The sequence below is a fragment of the Roseovarius sp. MBR-78 genome (assembly GCF_040547535.1).
Taxonomy (GTDB): Bacteria; Pseudomonadota; Alphaproteobacteria; order Rhodobacterales; family Rhodobacteraceae; genus Roseovarius.
This window is the reverse complement of sequence record NZ_JBEPPX010000007.1, coordinates 97,921-120,816: the sequence shown is the minus strand read 5'-3', so window position 1 is coordinate 120,816 and position 22,896 is coordinate 97,921. Positions and strand designations below refer to the sequence as shown.

The window sequence follows — 22,896 nt, the reverse complement described above, 5'->3', positions numbered from 1 at the left end:
CAAGGCGCGAGTAACGAGACTGGCGCAGGGCGCCGGAACGCTGTGTGGCCACGATCCGCCGACAAGACGGGACACGGACCGTCGGCAGTTGTCAGTGGCAGCTTCGCGAGATCAAGGGTGACGGCAGTGACCCCTCACGGTCAAGTGACAAGGCCGTGTGCGCTGTGTGATCGCGCGTTACCGCCCTTCGGTGGCGGCACCATGCGCGGCCTTGATCTGGTCGGATGTGCGGCGGCTGCCATCATGGCTCCATCCCGGTGGCTTCAGGCAGTAATTCAGCCGGTTGCGCCAGCGTATCCCCGGCTGCGTCACGTCGCGGAAAATCGCCACCCATTCGTGAAAGGCCACGCGAACGGGGTTGAACGTGCCGAGATTGTGGACAAGCCCGTAATCGACGCGCTCGCGCGCATCCTCGACCACGAAAGTGCCGAAGAGCCTGTCCCAGATGATGAACACGCCCGCATAGTTGCAATCGAGATAGCGCGGGTTGCGCCCATGATGCACCCGGTGATGGCTGGGCGTGTTCATTACCCATTCGAACCAGCGGGGCATCCGGCCGATCGCCTCGGTATGAATCCAGAACTGGTAGATGAGGTTGAGCCCGCCCACGAAAAGCACCAGGCTTGGGTGAAAGCCCAAAAGGATCAGCGGCGCGCGCACCACCATCATGAAGGTGAAGGTGCCGGTCCATGTCTGGCGCAGCGCGGTGGTCAGGTTGTAATGCTGCGAGGAATGGTGATTGACGTGGCTGGCCCAGACCCAGCGGACGCGATGGCCAAAGCGATGCACCCAGTAATAACGCAGGTCATCGAGCACGAAACACAGAACGATCACGCCAGGCGACGTGCCAAGATCGAGCGGCGTGATCTCCCATAGCAGCATGAAGACCCCGTAGGCGACAAAGCCCAGCAGGATGCCCTCGGCCACGTTGCCCGCCCCCATTACCAGCGAGGTGAGCGCGTCGCGCGTCTCATACCGCCCGCCGCGCCCCCGGAGCACGATCCAGAGCAGTTCGGCGAGGATCGCCGCGATGAAGAACGGCACCGCGAGGGTGACCACATCGGGAAAGGTGATGGCGTCGGTCATGCGGGGCGCTCCAGTCTCTCTTGCCAAGCCGCCGCCTCTTCGGGCGAGAGCGTCAGGCGGATACGCGGCGCGGTGTAATCGGGCAGATCGAGCGCAAGGCCGGTTGTCACCCGCCGCACCCGCGCGCCTTGCAGGTAACGCGCGGTGGTATCCGCGCCCATTGCCCAGACCACGCCGCGCCCGTGCTGCGTCTCGATCAGCGCGGCGCTGCGGTCCTGGCAAAGCGTCACGCGCGCGGGCGCATCATCGGGAAATTCGCGCAGCCACGCGGCCCGCGCCGCTGCCGCGTCTGGCAGCACCGCGCGCCGCGACAGGCCAAGCAGATGCAAAAGCAGCGCGATCCCCGCGATGCCGAGCGCGACCATCGGCAACAGGATGCTGAGCGGCATGGCGTCCTCCCTCGCGTGGATTTAGCCAAAGGGCGGGCCGCCTTGTCAAAGGGGGCGTTGCGTCACCTGCGCGCGCCGCCGCCCCTCGCGCCAGACCAGAAGCCCCGCCCCGCACAGCACGACGCCCGCCCCCGTGATCGAGACCGCATCGGGCCAGACCCCGAAGATCACCCCATCATAAAGCGCCGCAAAAACCAGTGCGGTGTAGAAGAAAGGTGCCACAAAGCTCGCATCGCCCCGCGCCATGGCGTTGACAAACGCGGTCTGCGCCAGCGCCATCAGCAGGCCCAGCGCCACAAGCGCCGCCCATTGCGCGGGAGTGGGTGCGATCCAGACCCAGAGCACGGCAAGCGTGGCGATTGCGAGGCCGATGGCGTTATTCACCAGCAGGATCTGCCACGGCCCTTCGCGCCCCGAAAGCCGCTTGATGAAGATAAGCTCGGCCCCCAGACAGAGCGCCGCGCCAAGCGCCAGAGCCGCGCCGGTCTCGATCACGCCTGAACCGGGGCGCATCAGGATCATCGCGCCGAGAAGTGCGATCCCGGCGGCGCACCAGCGCACCGGCCCGACCTTCTCGCCCAGCAGCGGGATCGCCAGCACCATGCCGAAAACCGGGTTGAGAAAGCTGATCGCGGTGGCGTCCGACAGCGGGATGAAGGCGGCGGCGGCAAACATCAGCGTGACCCCGGCCCAGCCAAAGCCCGAGCGTGTCGCGTGCGTTGCCAGATCGGGCCGGGTCATGCGCGGGCGGATGAGCGCGGTCATCGCGGCGATAGCCAGAAACGCGAACAGAAACCGCCCGTGGCTGATCTGGAACGGGCTGAGCGCGGGGCCGAGCGCGCCGGTGCCAAGCGCCTTGGCCAGAAGCGTGGTGCCCGCCAGAAGCGCCGCCGCGAGAACCGTCAGCAGCGCGGCAAGGCCGGGATTTTGGGCGCGGGGGATGAACATGGCAGGTTCATGCGCGCGCCGCGCACAACCCGCAAGCGCAATCTGCCCTCGCCTTCCGACAAAATCCCGTGTGCCGCGATCCGAAAACGACATCGCGTCGCGCCTTGCCAAGCCAGCACGCGCGGCCCGTGCCAATCGGGGGCAGAGGAGAGCCCATGCAACCGCGTTCCGTTCCCGACTGGCTGCGCCATCCGCCCACCGCTTCGGTGCGCGGCTTCGGCCTGCTGGCGGGGTTCGAGGCGATGGCGCGCGGCATCCTGATCTCGGTCATGCCGCTGGAGATCTACCGCGCGCTGGGCGCGGCTGCGCTCGTGTCGGAGGTCTATTTCCTCGTCGGCCTGCTGTCGCTTTCCACCGGGCTGATGGTGCCCTATCTCACCCGCTTCGTGCCGCGCCGCCGGGTCTATGCCGGGGGCTGCGTGATGTTTGCCACCGGCGCGGGCCTCGGCGCGCTTGGCGGGCCGCTGGCGATGGTGGCGGCGCTGGCGCTGGTGACGGCGGCGACGGTGACGATCTTTGTCTGTTTCAACGCCTACGTGCTCGATCATATCGCGAAGTCCGATCTGGGCCGCTGCGAGACCTCGCGCATGTTCTTCGGTGCCTTCGGCTGGACGGTGGGGCCGTGGCTCGGCGTGGCGCTGCTCGATGTCTGGCGGCCCTTGCCCTTTGGCATTTCGGCGTTGGCGGTGCTGGCCATGCTGGGCGTGTTCCAGTGGCAGAGGCTGGGCAACGGGCGGCTCATCACCCGCGCGCGCGGGCCCGCGCCCAATCCGCTCGCGTGGCTGCCGCGCTTTGCCGCGCAGCCGCGGCTTGTGGCGGGGTGGCTCTTTGCGGTCGTGCGCTCCTGCGGGTGGTGGGTCTATGTGGTCTACCTGCCGATTTTCGCGCTGGAGCGGGGCTTGGGCGACTCTCTGGGCGGGATGCTGCTTTCGGTCTCCAACGGGATGCTGTTTGCCACGCCGCTGATGCTGGCCTGGATGCAGCGCCGCTCGATCCGGCAGGCGGTGCGCACCGGCTTTAGCGTGGCGGGCGCGCTCTTTCTCGTCGCGGCCCTGATGGGCAGCTGGCTATCGGGGACGGTGGCGGCGGTGGCGGCGCTGGCGCTGGCCTCGGTCTTTCTGGTGCTGCTCGACATCTCGGCGGGGTTGCCCTTTCTGCTGGCGGTCAAACCGTCGGAGCGCACCGAGATGTCGGCGATCTATGCCAGTTTCCGCGATGTCTCGGGGATCGTGACGCCGGGCGTGGCCTGGCTCGTGCTGCTGGCGGCCCCGCTCACGGGGGTGTTCGCGCTGGCCGGGGTGGGGCTTCTGGGTTGCGCGCATCTGGCCGGGCGGTTGCATCCGCGCCTGGGCACCGTGCGGGCCCGCGAGATTCCGCTTCCCCAGGGGCAGGAAACCGGCTAAAGCGCGTGCATGATCACGCTCTTCGCATATGCCGAGACCCGACGCCGACGCATCCGCGCCTGACGTCTCGTCCCCTTGTGATCCCCGGCGCGCGTGCGCCAACTCCCCGAAACGTTGACTTGCCCCCGCCCATGCGGCACTCAAGGGGCTTATTGCTGAAGGACCATGCCATGATCCCCCCGATCCTGCCCACCTATAACCGTGCGCCCCTGACTTTCGTGAAGGGCGAGGGAAGCTGGCTGATCGAGGCCGACGGGCGACGCTTTCTCGATCTGGGCGCGGGGATCGCGGTCAATGCGCTGGGCCATGCCCATCCCGATCTGGTGGCGGCGCTCACCGCGCAGGCGGGGGCGCTCTGGCATACCTCGAACCTCTACAATATCCCCGCGCAACAGGAGCTGGCCGAAAGGCTGGTCGAGGCGACCTTCGCCGATACGGTGTTTTTCACCAATTCCGGCACCGAGGCCTGCGAATTGGCGGTCAAGATGGCGCGCAAGCATTTCCATGACGCGGGCCAGCCCGAGCGCACCGATATCATCGCCTTCGAGGGCGCCTTTCACGGTCGCTCCTCGGCGGCAATCGCCGCCGCCGGGTCGGAAAAGATGACCAAGGGGTTCGGCCCGCTCTTGCCGGGCTTCAAACACCTGCCCTGGGGCGATCACGACGCGCTCCATGCCGCCATCGACGACAATACCGCCGCGATCCTGATCGAGCCGGTGCAGGGCGAAGGCGGGATTCGCCCGCTGCCCGATCAATGCCTCAAGGGGCTGCGCGCGCTGTGCGACGAGCATGGCATCCTGCTCATCCTCGACGAGGTGCAATGCGGCATGGGGCGCACGGGGCGGCTCTTCGCCCATGAATGGGCCGGCATCACCCCCGATATCATGATGGTGGCCAAGGGCATCGGCGGCGGCTTCCCCTTGGGTGCGGTGCTGGCGACCGAGCGCGCGGCGAGCGCGATGGGGGCGGGCACGCATGGCTCCACCTATGGCGGCAATCCGCTGGGCTGTGCGGTGGGCTGCGCGGTGATGGCGCATGTCGCCACGCCGGAATTTCTGTCGGAGGTGAACCGCAAGGCGGGGCTGCTGCGGCAACGCCTCGAGGGGCTGGTGGCCGCACACCCGGATGTGTTCACCGGGGTGCGGGGGCTGGGCCTGATGCTGGGCGTTACCTGCAAGGCGGCCAACGCGGATGTGGTGCAGGCGGGCTATGACGCGCTCATCGCCACGGTGCCCGCCGCCGATAACGTGGTCCGCCTGCTGCCGCCGCTCACCATCACTGACGACGAGATCGCCGAGGCGATCACCCGCCTTGACGCCGCCGCCAGCGCGGTGGAAACCGCCTGATCTTCTTCTTGGACAAAATACTCCGGGGGTCTGGGGGCTGGCCCCCACGATATGCTCCGCCACGAAAGCGACTGACACCATGACCCATTTCCTCGACATCCACAAAACCGACCCCGCGGATCTGCGCGCGATCATCGACGACGCGCGCCGCATGAAAGAGGCGCGCGAGGGTCGCCCGCGTGGCACGCCCGATGCCGAGCAGCCGCTCGCGGGCCGCATGGTCGCGCTCATCTTCGAGAAGCCCTCGACGCGCACGCGCGTCTCTTTTGACGTGGGCGTGCGGCAGATGGGCGGGCAGACGCTGGTTCTGTCGGGCACCGACATGCAGCTTGGCCACGGCGAGACCATCGCCGATACCGCCCGCGTCATGAGCCGCTATGTCGATCTCATCATGATCCGCACCTTTGACGAATCGGTGCTGCTGGAAATGTCTGAGCACGCCGATGTGCCCGTCATCAACGGGCTGACCGACCGCACCCATCCCTGCCAGATCATGGCCGATATCCTCACCTTCGAGGAACATCGCGGGCCGATCGCGGGCAAAAAGGTCGTGTGGTCCGGGGACGGCAACAATGTCTGCGCCTCGTTCCTGCACGCCGCCGCGCAATTCGGGTTCGATCTGACCTTTACCGGGCCGATGCAGCTCGATCCCGAGCCGGAATTCATCGGGCTGGCCCGCAAGGCGGGGCGCGCGGTCACCATCGAGCGCGACCCGGCCAAGGCCGTCGAGGGGGCCGATCTGATCGTCACCGATACCTGGGTGTCGATGCATGACAGCCAATCCACCAAGGAGCGCCGCCACAACATGCTGCGCCCCTATCAGGTGAATGCCGATCTCATGGCGCAGGCCAAGCCCGATGCGCTCTTCATGCATTGCCTGCCCGCGCATCGCGGCGAAGAGGTGACATCGGGGGTGATGGACGGCCCGTCCTCGGTCATCTTTGACGAGGCCGAGAACCGCCTGCACGCGCAAAAGGCGATCATGCGGCATTGTCTCGGGGTCTGAGGCCGCACGGCACGGGCACATTGCCCCCCGGCGCATATGCCGGGGGGCGGGGGTGTCAGGCGCGGTTCATGCGGTTCTCGATCAGGTCTTCGACCACCGACGGATCGGCCAGCGTCGAGGTGTCGCCAAGGCTGCCGTAATCGTTCTCGGCGATCTTGCGCAGGATGCGGCGCATGATCTTGCCCGAGCGGGTTTTCGGCAGGCCGGGGGCCCATTGGATGAGGTCGGGCTTGGCGATGGGGCCGATCTCGGTGCGGACCCATTTTTCCAGTTCCTTGCGCAACTCCTCGGTCGGTTCCACCCCGTTCATGAGCGTCACATAGGCATAGATGCCCTGGCCCTTGATATCGTGCGGGTAGCCGACCACGGCGGCCTCGGCGACCTGTGCATGGGCCACCAGCGCCGATTCGACCTCGGCCGTGCCCATGCGGTGGCCGGAGACGTTGATCACGTCATCCACGCGACCGGTGATCCAGTAATAGCCATCCGCGTCGCGCCGACAGCCATCGCCCGAGAAGTAATAGCCCTTGTATTGCTGGAAATAGGTGGCCTCGAACCGGGCGTGATCGCCCCAGACGGTGCGCATCTGCCCCGGCCAGCTATCCTTGAGCGCGAGCACGCCCGCGGCCTCGGTCTCGGTGATTTCCTTGCCCGATTCCGGCTCCAGCACCGCCGGGGTGATGCCGAAGAAGGGCACCGTGGCGCTGCCGGGTTTGGTCGGGATCGCGCCGGGCAGGGGGGTCAAAAGGTGGCCGCCGGTCTCGGTCTGCCACCAGGTATCGACGATGGGGCAGCGGCCTTGGCCGACATTCTCGTTATACCAGTTCCAGGCCTCAGGGTTGATCGGCTCGCCCACGGTGCCCAGCACCTTGAGCGACGAAAGATCGCAGCGGCTTACGTACTCGGTGCCTTGCCCCATCAGCGCGCGAATGGCGGTGGGGGCGGTGTAGAACTGGTTGACCTTGTGCTTCTCGCAGACCTGCCAGAAACGCGAGGCGTCGGGATAGGTGGGCACGCCCTCGAACATCAGGGTCGTGGCCCCATTGGCCAGCGGTCCGTAGACGATATAGCTGTGACCCGTCACCCAGCCGACATCGGCGGTGCACCAGAACACGTCGCCCTCATGATAGTCAAAAACAAGCTCTTGCGTCATCGCGGCATAGACCAGGTAGCCGCCGGAGGTATGCACCACGCCCTTGGGCTGGCCGGTGGACCCAGACGTGTAGAGGATAAAGAGCGGATCTTCGGCCCCCATTTCCTCGGGCGGGCACTCGGCGCTGACCTTCTCGGCCTCTTCATGCCACCAGAAATCCAGATCATGCCGCCACGCCACCTGAGCGCCGGTGCGCTTGACCACGAGGCATTTTACATCGTCGGTGTCGTGCAGCAGCGCCTGGTTGACGTTGTCTTTCAATTTGGTCGCGCGGCCCCCGCGCGGGGCGTGATCGGCGGTGATGACCAGCTTGGCGTCGCAGCCATTCACGCGCGCGCCCAGAGCATCGGGCGAGAAGCCCGCGAAAACGATGGAATGGATCGCGCCGATACGGGCACAGGCCAGCATCGCATAGGCCGCCTCGGGGATCATCGGCAGGTAGATCACGACGCGGTCGCCGCGCCCGATGCCAAGCGATTTCAGCACATTGGCCATGCGGCAGGTCTGCGCGTGCAATTCCTTGTAGGTGATGTGCAGCGCCTCGTCGCCCGGCTCGTCAGGCTCCCAGATGATCGCGGTCTGGTCGCCGCGCGTGGCCAGATGCCGGTCGATACAGTTGGCCGCGACGTTGAGCGTGCCATCCTCGAACCATTTGATCGAGACATTGCCGAACTCGAAATTCACATCCTTGACGCGGCTATAGGGCTTGATCCAGTCAACCCGCTTGCCATGCTCGCGCCAGAACCCCTCGGGGTCGGCCACCGAGGCGGCATACATTTCCTTGTATCGCGCGGCGTCGATATGGGCATTGGCGGCGAAGTCCGCGCTTGGGGCATAGGTCTGATCGGTCATGGTGGCTCCTCCTCGCTGTTGCGACGGGATCGAAAACGACAGACGCCCCGCTGTCAACCGCGAGAGCGGCGGCGGGGCGCTCCCGCTGTCAGATCGCCAAGTATTCGGTGCGAAGCTCTTCGTTTTCAAGAACTTCGGCGGCGGTGCCGTCGAATACGATGCCGCCGGTATCAAGGATCACCGCGCGGTCGGCGAGCTCCAGCGCGCGCACGGCGTTCTGCTCCACGATGATGGTTGTGATGCCCTGTTCCTTGATGATGCGCAGCGTCTTCTCGATCTCGTCCACGATCACCGGGGCGAGGCCCTCATACGGCTCGTCCAGAAGCAGCACCTTGATGTCACGCGCCAGCGCGCGGGCCACCGCAAGCATCTGTTGCTCGCCGCCCGAGAGCGTCACGCCCTCCTGCATGCGGCGCTCGCGCAGGCGGGGGAACAGCTCGTAAAGACGATCGAGCGACCAGCCGACGGGCGGCGCGATCTGCGCCAGTTGCAGGTTTTCCTCGACCGTCAGGCCGGGGATGATGCGCCGGTCCTCGGGGACAAGGCCGATGCCCGCCGCCGCCGCCTCGTGGCTTTTCATCTTGTGGAGCGGCTGGTGATCGAGCCAGATCTCGCCATGCGTCACCTGCGGGCTGTCCATCCGCGCGATGGAGCGCAGCGTGGTGGTCTTGCCTGCGCCGTTGCGGCCCAGAAGGGCGAGGATCTCGCCCTCGTGGACGTTGAAGGAGATGTTCTGCACGATATAGCTCTCGCCGTAATAGCTCTCCATGTTCCACACGGAGAGAAAGGCGGGGGCGGTTTCGGCGTGGCTGTGGCCCTTGGAAAAATCGGGTTTGACGTTCATGTCGCGCGCTCCTCGTCAGGCCGATTCACCAAGATACGCTTCGCGCACCTTGGGATGGCCCTTGATGTTTTCGGGGGTATCCTCGACCAGCGGCGTGCCCTGTGCCAGCACGGTGATCCGCTCGGCGAGGCTGAACACCACGTGCATGTCATGCTCGATGATGGCGATGGTGATGTCGCGCTCGTCCTTGATCTGCTTCAGCAGGTCGATGGTGTTGTTGGTATCGGCGCGCGCCATGCCCGCCGTCGGCTCGTCGAGCAGCAGGAGTTTCGGCTCTTGCGCGAGGCACATGCCGATTTCCAGCCGCCGCTTGTTGCCGCGCGACATGGATGCGGAATGATCGTGCCGCGCATCGGCCATGCCGAGGCTTTCCAGCATATGTTCGGCCTGTTCGACGATCTCGCGCTCATCCGACGAATTCTCGAAGGCATGCATCCGGAACACGCCATCGCGCTTGGCGAAGATCGGGATCATCATGTTTTCCAGCACCGTGAGGTCACCGAATATCTCGGGCGTCTGGAACACGCGGGAAATGCCCATCTGGTTGATCTCGTAGGGCTTGCGCCCCAGAACCGACTGGCCCTGGAACATCACCGATCCGGTATCGGGGATCAGCTTGCCGATGAGACAGTTGAGCAGGGTGGATTTGCCCGCGCCGTTGGGGCCGATGATGGCGTGGACGCTGTTTTCGGCCACGTCGAGATTGACATTGCCCAGCGCCTGCAAGCCGCCGAAGCGCTTGTTGACGTTCTTGATTTCAAGAATACCCATGTCTGGCGTTCCTCATTCGGCGGGGTTGGATTGGGTGGATTTTTCGGCCTCGCGGGCCTTCTTGCCGCGAAAGAGCCGCGCGATGCGCTGTCCGCCCTCGACCAGCCCGCCGGGCAGGAAGATCACCACCAGGACAAAGATCATGCCCAGCGTCAGGTGCCAGCCCTTGCCGACAAAGGGATGGATGAGCGTGACCATCACATCCTCCATCCCGTCGGGCAGGAAGGCAAACCACTGGTGCAACACGCTGTCGTTGATCTTGGAGACGATGTTTTCCATGTATTTGATGAGGCCCGCGCCCAGCACCGGCCCGATGAGCGTGCCGGCACCGCCGAGAATGGTCATCAGCACCACCTCTCCGCTGGCCGTCCAGAACATGCGCTCTGCCCCGGCAAGCGGGTCCATCGCCGCCAGAAGCCCGCCCGCCAGCCCCGCATACATCCCCGACACGACAAAGGCTGCGAGCGCATAGGGTTTGGCGTTGAGGCCGGTATAGGTCATGCGGGTATTGTTGGACTTGATCGCGCGCAGCATCATGCCAAAGGGCGAGCGGAAGATGCGGATCGCGAGGTAGAAGGCCAGCAACATGAACAGCCCGGCAAAGTAATAACCGACGTTGAAGTTGAACGCCCAGCCGCCAAGGTTCATTTCGTAGGTGGCGCGCATCGGCAGGCCAAAGAGATGCGGCATGTCCGGCAACCCCTCGCGGTGAAACATCTGCGGGTCCACGTCATAGACCTGAAGCCCGGTCTCGCCATTGGTGAGGTTGAACTTGGGGTTCGACAGCACCGAATAGGCGAGCGCAAAGGACATCTGCGCAAAGGCCAGCGTCAAGATCGAGAAGTAGATGCCCGACCGGCGCAGCGAGATATAGCCGATCAGCACCGAGAACACCGCCGCGAGGATGACCGCGAAGACGATCGCGGGGATCACGTTGTAGGTAAACAGCTTGAATATCCACACCGCCGCGTAGGAGCCGACCCCGAGGAACGCGGCATGGCCAAAGCTGAGATAGCCGGTGAGGCCAAACAGGATGTTGAACCCGATGGCGAAGATGCCGAAAATCACGAAGCGTTGCAGCAAGTCCGGGTAGCCCGCGTTGAACTGCGCCATGGCGCTGTCGGTTGGGAACGGGTTGAAGATGAACGGAGCCAGCAGCGTCATCGCGATGACGATGAGGAACAGTGTTCCGTCTTTCTTGTTCAGTCCAAACATTGGCTTAGTCCTCCATCACGCCTTTGCGCCCCATCAGACCGCGCGGGCGGGTCAGAAGGACGATGATGGCGACAAGGTAGATGATGACCTGGTTGATGCCGGGAATGGTGGTGGTGGCCCAGGTCGTGGATGCGAAACTTTCGAGGATACCGAGCATGAAGCCCGCCAGCACGGCACCGGGCAGGCTGCCCATGCCGCCGACGACGACCACCACGAAGCTGAGCACCAGGAAATCCATGCCCATGTGATAGTTGGGCGAGTTGATCGGGGTATACATCACGCCCGCAAGTCCCGCCACGGCGGCGGCGATGCCGAACATGATGGTAAAGCGCTTGTCGATATTGATGCCCAGAAGGCCCACCGTCTCGCGGTCGGCCATGCCCGCGCGCACCACCATGCCGAAAGTGGTGAATTGCAGGAAGGCAAATATCGCGCCGATGATGACCGCAGCAAAGCAGAAGTAGACGATCCGCCAGAGCGGGTAAGTCACCTCGAGCCCCAGCGCCGCGCCGAAATTGACCACCCCGTTGAGGGCGTCGGGGGCGGGGGTGGGGATCGGGTTCGCGCCGAAGAAATACTTGATGATTTCCTGAAGCACGATCGCGAGGCCGAAGGTCACGAGGATCTGATCCGCGTGCGGGCGGTTGTAGAAATGCTTGATGAGGCCGCGCTCCATCGCGTAGCCGACGCCGACCATGACGGGAATGGCAAAGAGGATCGCCAGCGGCACCGACCATTCTATCAGCCCGCCGCCGATATCGGGGCCGAACCAGTCCATCACATAGGGGCGTTCGACCTCCAGCGGATTGCCGAGAAAATCTTTCTGTGTCTCGTCGATCACCGTGTGGCTGATCGAGAGCAGACGTTGCAGCGTGACGGCACAGAACGCGCCGATCATGAACAGCGCGCCGTGGGCGAAATTGACCACCCCGAGCGTGCCGAAGATGAGCGTCAGCCCGAGCGCGATCAGCGCATAGGCGGATCCCTTGTCGAGACCATTGAGGATTTGCAGAATGAAAGAGTCCATATATCCCACCTGTCGGTTGAGCGCGGCGGCGCTGGCCCGGCCGCGCACGGGCGTGCGCGGCCGGGGTCTGGGTCAGGAATGCAGGGCGATCAGGCGCCCGGATTGCACTCGCCGAGCGAGGCCTCGTCGCCCCCGAACATCGGGTGGTTCGGCGCGTAGGTGACCTGCTCGACCGGCGTCACCTCGACGATTTCCAGCGTGTCATACTGGTTGGTCGGGTTCTGCGCCCCGCGCACAACGAGCACATCCTTGAAGCACTGGTGATCGTCGGCACGGTAGAGCGTCTTGCCGTTGCCCAGCCCGTCGAATTCGAAGCCCTCGAGCGCCTCGCCCACACCGCAGGGGTTGAACGTGCCCGCGCGCTCGCAGGCATCGGCATAAAGCAGCACCTGCGCATAGCAGGTCTGCGCCGAGTTCGACGGCGGCTTGCCGTATTTCTCGCCGAAGGACTTGACGAAGGCCTTGGTGCCCTCGTCCTGCAACTGCCAGTTCCAGTTCATCGAGCCGAGCACACCCTTGATGTTCTCGCCGGCACCGGCGGCCATCAGCTCCGAGTAGAGCGGCACGACGATCTTGAAGTCCTTGCCGTTCACGACCTTGTCGAGCAGGCCGAACTGCACCGCGTTGGTCAGCGAGTTGACCATGTTGCCGCCATAGTGGTTCAGAACCAGCACATCGGCACCCGAGTTCAGCACCGGCGCGATATAGGACGAGAAGTCGGTCGAGGCGAGCGGGGTCTTGACCGCGTTGACGGTCTCCCAGCCCATCGCCTCGGTGGAGGCGATAATCGATTCCTCCTGGGTCCAGCCCCAGGTGTAATCGGCGGTCAGGTGATAGGCGCGACGATCGGTGCCCATTTCCTTGGCCAGCACCGGCGCCAGCGCCGCGCCCGACATGTAGGCGTTGAAGAAGTGGCGGAAGCCGTTGGCCTTGCGGTCCTTGCCGGTGGTGTCGTTCGAGTGCGTGAGACCGGCCATGAAGATGATGCCCGCATCCTGGCACAGGCCCTGCACGGCCACGGCCACGCCCGAGCTCGATCCGCCATTGACCATGATCGCGCCGTCTTTTTCGATCATCGACTTGGCGCTGGCGCGCGCGGCGTCCGATTTGGTCTGCGTGTCGCCGGTGACGAAGGTGACCTTCTTGCCGAGGATGCCGTTGCCCTTGAGCGCCTTGGAGGTGAAGGTGTTGAGGCAGCCGCCATCGCCCTCGCCGTTGAGGTGCTCGACCGCAAGCTGCTGCGCGAGAAGCTCGTCATTGCCTTCGTCGGCATAGGGGCCGGTCTGCGGCACGTTGAAGCCGAGGGTGACGGTGCCGCCGGTGGGCGCGTTGGTGAAGGCAGCGGCGCTCGACGCGGTAAAGAACATCGGCATTGCCAGTCCTGCGCTCGCACCCGCACCCGTCTTGAGCACGCCGCGGCGCGTGAAGTTGGATTTGGTCATGGATTCCTCCCATTATGATCTTTTGGGGCCCCGCTCCTCTGCACGGCCCCGGCGCAGGACGGACCTGCACAGCATCAGTATGCCGGAGTGTCAGAAAATTTCGCAACAAGCGCCTTTACGGAAACATTTATTTTGTAAAAAAATCGACATGCGTGCTCGTCTTGTTGTAAAGAAGTTCTCACGCAGGTGCAGCAAGTCCAGCCCGAGGCGGGGAAAAATAGATGCCCGAACGGTTCATGATCGGAACACGCATCCGTGAAAGACGGGTGCTTGCCGGTATCCGGCAGACAGAGCTTGCGCAAAGGGTGGGTATTTCGCCCTCATACCTCAACCTGATCGAGCATAACCGCCGCAGAATCGGCGGCAAGACGTTGTTGCGGCTGGCCACCGCGCTCGATGTCGAGGCGTCATTGCTGAGCGAGGGGGCGGCGGCGACGCTGGTGTCGGGGCTGCGCGAGGCGGCGGGGGCCGCCGATGATGCCGCCCCCGAACGCGACCGTGCCGAGGAATTCGCCGAGCGCTTTCCCGGCTGGGCGGGGCTGGTGACCGGGCTTTATCGCCGCAACGGCGAGTTGGAGCGCACCATCGAGACGCTGACCGACCGGCTGGCGCATGATCCGTTCCTGGCAGATTCGCTGCACGAGGTGATTTCTGCGGTGACGGCGATCCGCGCGACCGCGTCGATCCTGGTCGAGACCGAGGCGCTGGAGCCGGAATGGACGGCGCGGTTTCACCGCAACATCAACGAGGACAGCGCCCGCCTCACCGAGGGCGCGCAGGCGCTGGTGAAATATCTCGAAGGCGCGCCCAACCGCGATGCCGAGGTGCAATCGCCGCAGGACGAGATGCACGCGGCGCTGGCGGCGCGCGGCTTTCATTTCGACGAGCTGGAGCGCGAGGCGGCGGGGCCGAAGACGGTCGCGCGGCTGGTGCAGGCCGAGGCCGGGCGCGGGCTGTCGGGGCCGGCGCAAACCCTGCTGGGCGCGGTATTGACGCAGTATCTTGACGATGCGCGCGCGCTGCCGATGTCCCCGTTCCTGGCGCGGCTGCGCAAGCTGGGGCCGGACCCTGCCACGCTGGCCGGGGCCACCGGCGCGGGGCTGGCGCAGGTGTTCCGGCGGCTGGCGACGCTGCCCGAGGCCGAGGCGGGGCCGGTCGGACTGGTGATTTGCGACGCCTCGGGCACGCTGATCTTTCGCAAGCCGATCGAGGGCTTTGCCATGCCGCGCCTGGCCGGGGCCTGCGCGCTCTGGCCGCTCTATCAGGCGCTGTCGCAGCCGCTGGCCCCGCTGCGCAGGCGGGTGCGGCAGGCCGGGCGCGGCGGCGAGGCGGTCGAGGCGCTGGCGGTGGCCGTGCCCGAGGGCGCGCCCGGCTTCGACCGCCCGGCCCCGGTGCGCGGGCATATGCTGCTGCGCCCCGATCCGGGCGCTGCGGGCGGCGCGGTCGAGGAGATCGGGGTAAGCTGCCGCATCTGCCCGCTGGTCGCCTGTCGCGCGCGGCGCGAGCCGTCGATTCTGGCAGAGGGCTTTTGACAGGGCGGGCGAATTTGGGAATAGTCATCCGGGCGGCGGCAAAGCCGTCTCATCGGAGGGGAGGCCGATGGCATGGGAAAAATGGTTCTGCTGATCGAGGACGAACCGAACATCATAGAGGCGGTAAGTTTCATCCTGTCGCGCGATGGCTGGGAGGTGAAGACCCATGCCAACGGCCATGACGCGATGGAGGCGGTGCGGCGGCGTGCGCCGGACCTCATCATCCTGGACGTGATGTTGCCGGGCAAGAGCGGCTTTGACATCCTGGGCGAGATTCGCGGCGATGCCGAGTTCGCGGGCGTGCCGGTCCTGATGCTCACCGCCCGCGGCCAGACCCGCGACCGCGAGATGGCCGAGCGCGCGGGCGCAAGCCGCTACATGACCAAGCCGTTTTCCAATGCCGACGTGCTTGATGCTGTGCGCGCGCTGGCGGGCGCATGAGCCCCGAGCGCGTCTCGGTCTTTCTGGCGCGGCGCAGCTATCGCCGCCGCCGCCTGGCCGATGCTGCACGGCTCTTGCCGCTGGCGGGCGGTGTCCTGTTTTGCGTGCCGCTGTTGTGGAAAGGGGCAGAGGGCGGCGCGCGCACGGTGGGGACGATGATCTATGTCTTCGGGCTGTGGGTGGTGCTGGTCGCGATTTCGGGGCTGGTGTCGCGATACTTGCGCGGCGAGGAGGAGGACCGCGCCGGGGATAAGGGCGCGGGCGGGGGCATGGAATGACCGTTCTCAACACCCTCGTTCTGGTCTGCCTGTTATACGTGGTGTTGCTGTTTACGGTGGCCTTCGGCGCGGATCGCGCGGCGCGGGTGGGGCGGGTGCGGTGGCTGCGCTCGCCGGTTGTCTACACATTGTCGCTGTCGATCTACTGCACGGCGTGGACGTTTTACGGGGCGGTGGGGTTTGCCGCGCGCTCGGGGCTTGAATTCGTCACCATCTATCTTGGCCCGACGCTGGTGATGATCGGCTGGTGGTGGACGCTGCGCCGCCTGGTGCGGGTGGGGCGCAGCCAGCGCATCACCTCGATTGCCGATCTGATATCGTCGCGCTATGGCAAGTCGAACCTGCTGGCGGTGCTGGTGACCGTGCTGGCGGTGATCGCCACCACGCCCTATATCGCGCTGCAACTGCAATCGGTCACGCTCTCCTTCGCGGCCTTTGCCGAGACCGACCCCACCGCCACGACCCTGCCCGACATGCAATCCACCGCGCTCTGGGTGGCGGCGGGGCTGGCGGTGTTCACGATCCTTTTCGGCACCCGCAACCTTGACGCCAACGAGCGCCATCACGGTGTGGTCATGGCCATCGCGATGGAGGCGGTGGTCAAGCTCTGCGCGCTGCTTGCGGTGGGCGTGTTCGTGGTCTGGGGGCTGGCGGGCGGCGTGGGCGCGACGCTTGACCGGATCGAGGCCTCGGCCATCGCGCGTTTCGATGTCAGCGCCGGGCGCTGGGTGGGGCTGACGATGCTGTCGGCAATGGCGTTTTTGTGCCTGCCGCGCATGTTCCAGGTGATGGTGGTCGAGAACGAGGACGAGGACCATCTGCGCACCGCCGGCTGGGCCTTTCCCGGCTATCTGATGCTGATGAGCCTGTTCGTGCTGCCGATCGCGGCGGTGGGGCTCGATGTGATGCCGGTGGGGGCCAATCCCGATCTCTTCGTGCTGACCCTGCCGCTCAGCGAGGGGCGCGACGGGCTGGCGATCCTGTCGTTTCTCGGCGGGTTTTCCAGCGCCACCTCGATGGTGATCGTGGCGGCCATCGCGCTCTCGACGATGGTGTCGAACCATGTGGTGATGCCGATCTGGCTGCATTACACCGGCGGTGCGGCGATGGTATCGGGCGATGTGCGCAACGTGGCCCTGACCGCGCGGCGGCTGAGCATCATCGGCGTGCTGTTTCTGGGCTATATCTATTTCCGCATCTCCGGTGGGGGCACCGCGCTGGCGGCGATCGGCCTCATCGCCTTCGTCGGCGTGGCGCAGTTCCTGCCCGCGCTGATGGGGGGGCTGTTCTGGCGCGGGGCGACGCGCACCGGCGCGCTGGCGGGGCTGTGCGTGGGGTCGGCGGTGTGGCTTTACTGCCTGTTCCTGCCGAGCTTCGGCCCCTCGGTCTTCATGTCCGAGGCGGTGCGCGCGGCGGGGCCCTGGGGCATCGGCTGGCTGCGACCCTATGCGCTCTTCGGGGCCGAGGGGATGGACCCGGTGCTGCACGCGCTGATGTGGTCGCTGCTGTTGAATGGGGGGGCGTTCCTGCTTGGCTCGCTGTTGAGCTTTCCGCAGCCGCTGGAGCGGTTGCAGGGCGCGCAATTCGTCAATGTCTTTGACCATTCCGCCACGCCGGGGGGCTGGTCGGGGGGCATGGCGCAGAGCGAGGACCTGCTCATCATGACGCAGCGCATCATGGGCGCGCGCGAGGCGCAGGCGCTGTTTTCCGCCGCCGCTGCGCGGCAGGGCGTGGCGGGCTACCTGCCCGAGCCAAGCCCCGATTTCCTGCAAGAGCTGGAGCGCGTGCTGGCCGGATCGGTGGGGGCTGCCACCGCCCATGCGATGATCGCGCAGATCGTCGGCGGCGCGGCGGTCTCGGTGCGCGACCTGATGGCGGTGGCCGACGAGACCGCGCAGATCATGGAATATTCCAGCCAGCTCGAGGCCAAGAGCCAGGAGCTTGCGCGCACCGCGCGCCAACTCCGGCAGGCCAACGAGAAGCTCACCCAGATATCGGTGCAAAAGGACGGCTTCCTGTCGCAGATCAGCCACGAATTGCGCACGCCGATGACCTCGATCCGGGCGTTTTCGGAAATCCTGCGCGATACCGGCGATCTCAGCCCCGAAGAGCAGACCAAATACGCCGCGATCATCCATGACGAGACCGTGCGCCTGACGCGGCTCCTCGATGATCTGCTTGATCTCAGCGTGCTGGAAAACGGGCAGGTCAATCTCAACGTGCAAAGCGGCACGCTGGAGTCGCTTCTGGATCGCGCGGTGCGCGCGGCGGGCGGCGAGGGCGAGCATTTCATCATCCGCCGCGACCGCGAGGCCGAACAGGTGGCGCTCTCGACCGATCTCGACCGGCTGGCGCAGGTCTTTATAAATGTCATCAGCAACGCGCGAAAATATTGCGATGCCGATCCGGCGGTGCTGTCGATCCGGGTGGCGGCGTCGGGAGCCGATGGGCTGGTGGTGGATTTCGTGGATAATGGCTGCGGCATCCCGACCGACAAACACGCCGTGATCTTCGAGAAATTCTCGCGCATCGGCGAGACCAAGGCCGGTGGCGCGGGGCTTGGTCTGGCCATTTGCCGCGAGATCATGGCGCGGCTGGGGGGCGATGTCAGCTATCTTCCGGGCCAGGCCGGGGCGGCGTTTCGCGTGAGCCTGCCGCGCTCGGCGCAGATGGCGGCAGAGTAAGCACCGGGATTAGAAGCACTGGGATTAGCAAAATCGTAACCCTGCGCGCCTAGGGTCGGTGCCGGACACAGAAGGTGGACGGCCAAAGCGGATGGCGGATCAGAACAAGGCTTCGGTCATAAGGCGCAAGACGCGCGCCGCGCGCGAGGGGGCAGACCCGCGGGTGATGTCGCCGGTGCGCGCGCTGCGGCTGGCGCTGGCGCGCGCCGCAGATACGCTGCTCGATCTGCCGCTGGTGGTGGCGACGGTGGAACAGCGGCGCGTCGAGGCGGGCGAGGTCGAGGCCGCGCTTGGCGCGGATGGTCTGTTCCTGCTGCTCGACGGACGGGCGGGTGCGCGCGCGGCGATGCGGCTCGATCCCGGCCTGCTTGCGGCGCTGATCGAGGTGCAGACCACCGGGCGCGTGCGCCCCGGCGAGGTGCGGGCGCGGGTGCCCACGCGCACAGACGCGGCGATGGTCGCCCCGCTGGTGGATGCGCTGCTCGCGGGCTTTGACGACGGGATGGGCGAGAGCGGGGCAGAGCCTGCGCCGCGCGGCTTTCACTTTGGCGACAGGATGGAGGATGCGCGCGCGCTGGCGCTGTTGCTGGTGGCCCCGGAATTCGAATTCTTTCGCCTGACCGTCGATCTTGGCCCCGGTCTGCGCACCGGGCGGCTTGACCTGCTTTTGCCGCCTTTGCCTGCCCCCGACCCCGTGGCGCGCAAGGGCGCGGGGCGGGGCGGCGGGCCGGTTCAGGTGCCCGCGCCCGAGGATGTGGCGGCTGTGGCGCTCGCGGCGCCGGTGGTGCTCGACGCGGTGCTGGCGCGCATCCACCTGCCGCTCAGCGCGGCGATGTCGCTCGAGGTGGGCCAGCGGCTTGGCCTGCCGGTGCAGAGCCTGCGCCGGGTGCGGCTTGTCGCGGCGGGCGGGCATGTGGCCGCCGAAGGACGGCTTGGCCGCCGCGACGGCTGGCGCGCGCTGCGGCTTGGCGGGGAAGGGACAGAGGGCCGCCCGGCGGCGGCTGTGGGCCGTGAGGCCGTGCCCGACGCGGGTGGCGGGGCAGGATTGGTGGCCAAGGGCGCAGCCGGGGAGGGCGCAACGCAGGCTACGGAGGGCACGCCGACAGACGGCACGGCGCTGACCCCGGTGAGCGGTTGACCTGCGTCAAGGCGCGCGCGCGCAACACAGGCTATGCTCGATGCCATTCGGACAGGCGGATGACTGGGAGGCAAGAATGCACGATACCGCACCATACCGTGCCGCACTGTTGCGGCGTCTGCGCCAGCTCGATGCGCGGCTGCACGCCATCGAGGCAGAGCTTGACGCCCCCCGCGCCCCTGACTGGGAAGAGGCCGCGACCGAGCGCGAGGGCGACGAGGTGCTTGAGCGCCTTGGCCAGAGCGGCGAGGCCGAGATCGCGCGCATCCGCGCCGCGCTCGGGCGGTTGCGCGCGGGCAGTTACGGCATCTGCACCGGCTGCGGCGAGCGGATCGCGCGCGAACGGCTCGATATCCTGCCCGAGACGCCGCTCTGCCGCGATTGCGCAACGGGCGCGGCCTGATCCGTTCACAATGTCACAGCTCGGGCAGGATACGGGTTTAGAATTCGCGCGAAACACGCTATGGTTGTCGCGCCTTTGGGAGGAACATCATGACTTATCTCGACCAGGAACTTGATCGCCTTCAGGCGCTCATCGGCGCCGAGACGCCCGATGCGCGTTATCGCCATGAGCCGCGCCTTCGCCACGTGATCGCACGGCTGCGCGAGGAGGGGCGCGCGGTGCCAGAGCGGATACGGGCGCTTCATGCCGTGTTGCTCAGCGAGGCGATCGAGGCCGAATTCGACAACATGCCGGTCTGAGCCTGCGGCGCGCGCGCGCCACGACGCTTGCGCGCGCGCCGGTTTCCCGGTTCAATCCCCGCAACGCAAAAGCAAAAGGCGGGGGGATCGTGAGCGACACAGTTCAACGCGCGCAGATCGGCGGGGTGATGGTGCTGCGGCTCGATCGGCCCGTCGCCAATGCGCTTGTGCCGCAGATGCGCGCGGCGCTCATCGCGGCGCTGGACGAGGCGGAGGCGGAGGAGGCCTGCGACGCGGTCGTGATCGCCGGGGCGGGGCGCGGGTTTTCGGCGGGGCTTGATCTGTCGGAGGATGCGGCGGGGCTGCGCGCTCCGGGCATCGAGGACCTGTGCCGCGCCGTGGCCGGATGCGCGCGGCCCGTGGTCGCGGCGCTGCACGGCGAGGTCGCGGGGGCGGGGCTGTCGCTGGCGTTGGCCGCAAAGGGCCGCGTGGCGCATGAGGGCGCGCGGCTGTCGCTGCCCGAGATCGCGCTGGCGCGGATACCCTGTGCCGGGGCGACGCAGCGCCTGCCGCGCATCCTCGGCGCGCAGGTGGCGCTGGAAATGATGCTTTCGGGGCGCGTGGTGCAGGCGGGAGAGGCGCGGCTGCGCCCGCTCTTTGACCGGGTGGTGGTCGAGGAGGCCGAGGTGGAGGCGGCGGCGTTGGCGCTTGCCCGCACCCTTGCCGCCGCCCCGCCGGATCCTGCGCGCAGCGATCCGCGCCGGGGCCTGTCGGACCCTCGCGGCTATCAGCGCGCGATTGCCACCGTGCGCGCCCGTATGGGACAGGCCGGGGGCGCGGCGGGCGATATCCTGCGCGCGGTGGAGGCGGCGCAGCTTTTACCGCTGGCGCAGGGGCTCGATTTCGAGGCGGTGCTGGCGGAGGAGTGCGCGCAAAGCCGTGAGGCGCGGGCGCTCTGTCATCTGCGCCTGGCCGAGGGGCGCGCGCGCGCCTTGCCGGAAATGCACGTGGCCGGGGCGCGCGGGCCTGCCCGGATCGGGCTGGCCGGGGCGCTGCCTGCGGCACTGGCCGAGCGGCTGGTGGCGGCGGGGGCGGTGCCCGGTGGCGACGAGGGCGCTGATCTGTGGATCGAGGCGGCACCGGGAGCCGCGCCTGCGGGGGCGGCACGGGTAGCGTTTGATAGCGGCGCGGGGTTCGGGCGCGAGGGGCTGTGGCTGCGTGTCTGGCCGGGCGCGGCTATGGCCGAGATCGGCGTCGGGCCGGGGGCTGCGGCGGGCGATGTGGCGGCGCTGGCGCGGCTTCTGGCGCGCGCGCGGCTGGGCGTGGTGCGCACGGCCCTGCCGCAGGCCGGGCCGGGGGCGGGCCGGGTGCTGGCGGGCGCGCTGGATTTTGCGGCGCTGGCGCTGTTGCGCGCGGGGCTATCACCGCAGGAGGTGGATCGCGGCGCGGCGGCGCTGGGCCTTGCCGTGCCGCCCTGCCTTGGCATGGATGACGAGGGGCTGGACGCGGCGCAGGCGCGGCTGGTGGCGCTGGCGGCATGGTTGAAAATGCCGCCGCCCGCCCCCGATGGCCCGCTGGCCGTGCGGATCGCGCGCGGGGCGCGCGGGCGCGCCGTCGGGCGCGGCTTTTACGAGCACCCGCCCGAGGGGCCGCGCGCGCGCCGCGATGACGGCGCGGGCGGCGCGCTGCCGGGGCGCGTGGGCGTGGCCGGGGCGCTCCATGCCGTGCTGGTCAATACCGCCGAGCGGCTGCTGGCGGCGGGGGCGCTGGCGCGTCCGGGCGATGCCGATCTGCTGGCCATCGGCGCGCTGGGCGTGGCGCGCGACCGGGGCGGGCCGCTTTTTGCCGCCGATGATCGCGGGCTTCTGGCCGTGCTGGGGGATATGAAGGCGCTTGCCCCGCTCGCCCCCCCGCTCTGGGCACCGCAGCCGGGGATCGCGGCGCGGGTGCGCGAGGGGCAGGGCTATTTCCGGCGCGCGGGCGCGGCGGGCGTGGCCGTGCTCAGCCGAGCATGATGCCCACGACCACCATCATCAGCCCGGTGACCGACAGAAACAGCGCCCCGAGATTGACCGGCAACACCGCCTGCACCGCGCTGCGCATGTCGGCGTCAGAGAGCCCGGCGCGGCGCAGGCGCCAGACCTTGAGAATGCACCACACCAGCCCCGCAAGCCCGGCAAGCGAGACAGCCGCGCCGCCCCAGACCAGCATTTCCATCGCGCGCCCTCCCATCGGTTCCGCGTCGAGGGCCTAGGCCAAAGCGCAACGTTGCGCAAGGGCGCGCAAGGGTGCGATGATGCTTGCGCGGGGCGTGCGGCGGGGCTAGTCAGTTTGCCTGAACAGGATCGGAGGCCCTTGATGAATGACATGACATCCGACACGACCTACCGTGTCACCGCGGACGAGCTGCGCCAGTTCATCGAGCGGTTCGAGCGGCTGGAGGCCGAGAAGAAGGACATCGCCGACCAGCAAAAGGAGGTGATGGCCGAGGCCAAGGGGCGCGGCTATGATACCAAGGTGATGCGCAAGGTGATCGCGCTGCGCAAGCGCGACCGCGACGACATCGCCGAAGAAGAAGCCATACTCGAGATGTATAAAGAGGCGCTTGGCATGGGCTGAGCGCAGGGCGCGCGGTGGGCACGGCGATGCGCTGCGCCGGGCCTTCCGTAGAGAGGCCGCCAAGGCCGCTTTCGCGCCGG

General features: G+C 67.1%; 22 protein-coding genes. 12 read left to right on the top strand and 10 right to left on the bottom strand.

Going from position 1 to position 22,896, the window contains the following annotated elements; all coding sequences use genetic code 11:
* Nucleotides 1-177 precede the first annotated feature (177 nt).
* Genes ABIE58_RS07750 through ABIE58_RS07740 form a run of 3 tightly spaced genes read right to left on the bottom strand, consistent with a single transcriptional unit; the run spans nt 178 to nt 2,423 of the window.
* Entirely contained in the window at nt 178-1,086 is a 909-nt protein-coding gene (locus ABIE58_RS07750; protein WP_354544136.1) for a sterol desaturase family protein, read from the bottom strand.
* Nucleotides 1,083-1,475 carry a hypothetical protein gene (locus tag ABIE58_RS07745; RefSeq protein ID WP_354544135.1) on the bottom strand — a complete coding sequence of 131 codons (393 nt, stop codon included), beginning with the start codon at nt 1,473-1,475 and terminating at the stop codon, nt 1,083-1,085. Before ABIE58_RS07745 ends, ABIE58_RS07750 begins: the two co-directional genes overlap by 4 nt.
* A gap of 45 nt (nt 1,476-1,520) precedes the next feature.
* Nucleotides 1,521-2,423, bottom strand: a complete 903-nt coding sequence (locus ABIE58_RS07740; protein ID WP_354544134.1) for a DMT family transporter — start codon at nt 2,421-2,423, stop codon at nt 1,521-1,523.
* 155 nt (nt 2,424-2,578) lie between these two features.
* On the opposite strand from ABIE58_RS07740, the gene ABIE58_RS07735 reads away from it, so the two are divergent.
* The 3 genes from ABIE58_RS07735 to argF all read left to right on the top strand — a co-directional run bounded on the left by ABIE58_RS07735 (nt 2,579) and on the right by argF (nt 6,178).
* A complete protein-coding gene (locus tag ABIE58_RS07735; protein WP_354544133.1) occupies nt 2,579-3,826 on the top strand; it encodes an MFS transporter in 1,248 nt (415 codons plus the stop codon).
* 170 nt (nt 3,827-3,996) lie between these two features.
* Nucleotides 3,997-5,172, top strand: coding sequence for an aspartate aminotransferase family protein (locus tag ABIE58_RS07730; RefSeq protein WP_354544132.1), 1,176 nt, complete (start codon nt 3,997-3,999; stop codon nt 5,170-5,172).
* Between the two features lie 79 nt (nt 5,173-5,251).
* Nucleotides 5,252-6,178, top strand: coding sequence for an ornithine carbamoyltransferase (gene argF / locus ABIE58_RS07725; RefSeq protein WP_354544131.1), 927 nt, complete (start codon nt 5,252-5,254; stop codon nt 6,176-6,178).
* A 55-nt stretch (nt 6,179-6,233) separates the two neighbouring features.
* Here argF and acs read toward each other — a convergent pair whose 3' ends face one another.
* The 6 genes from acs to ABIE58_RS07695 form a co-directional block, all read right to left on the bottom strand.
* The gene (gene acs / locus ABIE58_RS07720; protein WP_354544130.1) at nt 6,234-8,183 is read right to left on the bottom strand and encodes an acetate--CoA ligase; all 1,950 of its coding nucleotides are present in this window, start codon (nt 8,181-8,183) and stop codon (nt 6,234-6,236) included.
* A gap of 88 nt (nt 8,184-8,271) precedes the next feature.
* Nucleotides 8,272-9,027 carry an ABC transporter ATP-binding protein gene (locus ABIE58_RS07715; RefSeq protein ID WP_354544129.1) on the bottom strand — a complete coding sequence of 252 codons (756 nt, stop codon included), beginning with the start codon at nt 9,025-9,027 and terminating at the stop codon, nt 8,272-8,274.
* 15 nt (nt 9,028-9,042) lie between these two features.
* Entirely contained in the window at nt 9,043-9,798 is a 756-nt protein-coding gene (locus ABIE58_RS07710) for an ABC transporter ATP-binding protein (protein ID WP_354544128.1), read from the bottom strand.
* Nucleotides 9,799-9,810: 12 nt separating this feature from the next.
* Nucleotides 9,811-11,013: a branched-chain amino acid ABC transporter permease gene (locus tag ABIE58_RS07705; RefSeq protein WP_354544127.1), complete on the bottom strand. Its 1,203-nt coding sequence runs from the start codon at nt 11,011-11,013 to the stop codon at nt 9,811-9,813.
* 4 nt (nt 11,014-11,017) lie between these two features.
* Nucleotides 11,018-12,040 carry a branched-chain amino acid ABC transporter permease gene (locus ABIE58_RS07700; protein WP_354544126.1) on the bottom strand — a complete coding sequence of 341 codons (1,023 nt, stop codon included), beginning with the start codon at nt 12,038-12,040 and terminating at the stop codon, nt 11,018-11,020.
* Between the two features lie 89 nt (nt 12,041-12,129).
* On the bottom strand, nt 12,130-13,482 hold the full coding sequence (locus ABIE58_RS07695; protein ID WP_354544125.1) for a substrate-binding protein: 1,353 nt from the start codon (nt 13,480-13,482) through the stop codon (nt 12,130-12,132).
* Nucleotides 13,483-13,703: 221 nt separating this feature from the next.
* On the opposite strand from ABIE58_RS07695, the gene ABIE58_RS07690 reads away from it, so the two are divergent.
* The 8 genes from ABIE58_RS07690 (at nt 13,704) to ABIE58_RS07655 (ending at nt 22,212) form a co-directional block, all read left to right on the top strand.
* Complete coding sequence (locus ABIE58_RS07690) at nt 13,704-15,014, top strand: helix-turn-helix domain-containing protein (RefSeq protein ID WP_354544124.1); 1,311 nt, start codon at nt 13,704-13,706, stop codon at nt 15,012-15,014.
* 72 nt (nt 15,015-15,086) lie between these two features.
* Complete coding sequence (locus ABIE58_RS07685) at nt 15,087-15,455, top strand: response regulator transcription factor (protein ID WP_354544123.1); 369 nt, start codon at nt 15,087-15,089, stop codon at nt 15,453-15,455.
* Nucleotides 15,452-15,733, top strand: a complete 282-nt coding sequence (locus tag ABIE58_RS07680; RefSeq protein WP_354544122.1) for a hypothetical protein — start codon at nt 15,452-15,454, stop codon at nt 15,731-15,733. The genes ABIE58_RS07685 and ABIE58_RS07680 overlap by 4 nt, the downstream gene beginning before the upstream one ends.
* Nucleotides 15,730-18,417, top strand: coding sequence for an ATP-binding protein (locus ABIE58_RS07675; protein ID WP_354544121.1), 2,688 nt, complete (start codon nt 15,730-15,732; stop codon nt 18,415-18,417). Before ABIE58_RS07680 ends, ABIE58_RS07675 begins: the two co-directional genes overlap by 4 nt.
* A 91-nt stretch (nt 18,418-18,508) precedes the next feature.
* On the top strand, nt 18,509-19,555 hold the full coding sequence (locus tag ABIE58_RS07670) for a FliM/FliN family flagellar motor switch protein (protein ID WP_354544120.1): 1,047 nt from the start codon (nt 18,509-18,511) through the stop codon (nt 19,553-19,555).
* 76 nt (nt 19,556-19,631) lie between these two features.
* Nucleotides 19,632-19,958: a TraR/DksA family transcriptional regulator gene (locus ABIE58_RS07665; RefSeq protein ID WP_354544119.1), complete on the top strand. Its 327-nt coding sequence runs from the start codon at nt 19,632-19,634 to the stop codon at nt 19,956-19,958.
* A gap of 89 nt (nt 19,959-20,047) precedes the next feature.
* Complete coding sequence (locus tag ABIE58_RS07660) at nt 20,048-20,257, top strand: hypothetical protein (protein ID WP_354544118.1); 210 nt, start codon at nt 20,048-20,050, stop codon at nt 20,255-20,257.
* Between the two features lie 89 nt (nt 20,258-20,346).
* The gene (locus ABIE58_RS07655) at nt 20,347-22,212 is read left to right on the top strand and encodes an enoyl-CoA hydratase-related protein (protein ID WP_354544117.1); all 1,866 of its coding nucleotides are present in this window, start codon (nt 20,347-20,349) and stop codon (nt 22,210-22,212) included.
* Here the strand turns inward: ABIE58_RS07655 and ABIE58_RS07650 are convergent.
* Entirely contained in the window at nt 22,199-22,414 is a 216-nt protein-coding gene (locus ABIE58_RS07650) for a hypothetical protein (protein WP_354544116.1), read from the bottom strand. The two genes, ABIE58_RS07655 and ABIE58_RS07650, sit on opposite strands and share 14 nt — an antisense overlap.
* 141 nt (nt 22,415-22,555) lie before the next feature.
* Between ABIE58_RS07650 and ABIE58_RS07645 the strand changes: the two genes are divergently transcribed.
* Nucleotides 22,556-22,816, top strand: a complete 261-nt coding sequence (locus ABIE58_RS07645) for a DUF2312 domain-containing protein (protein WP_354544115.1) — start codon at nt 22,556-22,558, stop codon at nt 22,814-22,816.
* Nucleotides 22,817-22,896 lie beyond the last annotated feature (80 nt).

Bases quoted from the DNA above. Each gene is read 5' to 3' on its own strand.
- ABIE58_RS07750 (WP_354544136.1), bottom strand. From the start codon at position 1,086: ATGACCGACGCCATCACCTTTCCCGATGTGGTCACCCTCGCGGTGCCG.
- ABIE58_RS07745 (WP_354544135.1), bottom strand. From the start codon at position 1,475: ATGCCGCTCAGCATCCTGTTGCCGATGGTCGCGCTCGGCATCGCGGGG.
- ABIE58_RS07740 (WP_354544134.1), bottom strand. From the start codon at position 2,423: ATGTTCATCCCCCGCGCCCAAAATCCCGGCCTTGCCGCGCTGCTGACG.
- ABIE58_RS07735 (WP_354544133.1), top strand. From the start codon at position 2,579: ATGCAACCGCGTTCCGTTCCCGACTGGCTGCGCCATCCGCCCACCGCT.
- ABIE58_RS07730 (WP_354544132.1), top strand. From the start codon at position 3,997: ATGATCCCCCCGATCCTGCCCACCTATAACCGTGCGCCCCTGACTTTC.
- argF (WP_354544131.1), top strand. From the start codon at position 5,252: ATGACCCATTTCCTCGACATCCACAAAACCGACCCCGCGGATCTGCGC.
- acs (WP_354544130.1), bottom strand. From the start codon at position 8,183: ATGACCGATCAGACCTATGCCCCAAGCGCGGACTTCGCCGCCAATGCC.
- ABIE58_RS07715 (WP_354544129.1), bottom strand. From the start codon at position 9,027: ATGAACGTCAAACCCGATTTTTCCAAGGGCCACAGCCACGCCGAAACC.
- ABIE58_RS07710 (WP_354544128.1), bottom strand. From the start codon at position 9,798: ATGGGTATTCTTGAAATCAAGAACGTCAACAAGCGCTTCGGCGGCTTG.
- ABIE58_RS07705 (WP_354544127.1), bottom strand. From the start codon at position 11,013: ATGTTTGGACTGAACAAGAAAGACGGAACACTGTTCCTCATCGTCATC.
- ABIE58_RS07700 (WP_354544126.1), bottom strand. From the start codon at position 12,040: ATGGACTCTTTCATTCTGCAAATCCTCAATGGTCTCGACAAGGGATCC.
- ABIE58_RS07695 (WP_354544125.1), bottom strand. From the start codon at position 13,482: ATGACCAAATCCAACTTCACGCGCCGCGGCGTGCTCAAGACGGGTGCG.
- ABIE58_RS07690 (WP_354544124.1), top strand. From the start codon at position 13,704: ATGCCCGAACGGTTCATGATCGGAACACGCATCCGTGAAAGACGGGTG.
- ABIE58_RS07685 (WP_354544123.1), top strand. From the start codon at position 15,087: ATGGGAAAAATGGTTCTGCTGATCGAGGACGAACCGAACATCATAGAG.
- ABIE58_RS07680 (WP_354544122.1), top strand. From the start codon at position 15,452: ATGAGCCCCGAGCGCGTCTCGGTCTTTCTGGCGCGGCGCAGCTATCGC.
- ABIE58_RS07675 (WP_354544121.1), top strand. From the start codon at position 15,730: ATGACCGTTCTCAACACCCTCGTTCTGGTCTGCCTGTTATACGTGGTG.
- ABIE58_RS07670 (WP_354544120.1), top strand. From the start codon at position 18,509: ATGGCGGATCAGAACAAGGCTTCGGTCATAAGGCGCAAGACGCGCGCC.
- ABIE58_RS07665 (WP_354544119.1), top strand. From the start codon at position 19,632: ATGCACGATACCGCACCATACCGTGCCGCACTGTTGCGGCGTCTGCGC.
- ABIE58_RS07660 (WP_354544118.1), top strand. From the start codon at position 20,048: ATGACTTATCTCGACCAGGAACTTGATCGCCTTCAGGCGCTCATCGGC.
- ABIE58_RS07650 (WP_354544116.1), bottom strand. From the start codon at position 22,414: ATGGAAATGCTGGTCTGGGGCGGCGCGGCTGTCTCGCTTGCCGGGCTT.
- ABIE58_RS07645 (WP_354544115.1), top strand. From the start codon at position 22,556: ATGAATGACATGACATCCGACACGACCTACCGTGTCACCGCGGACGAG.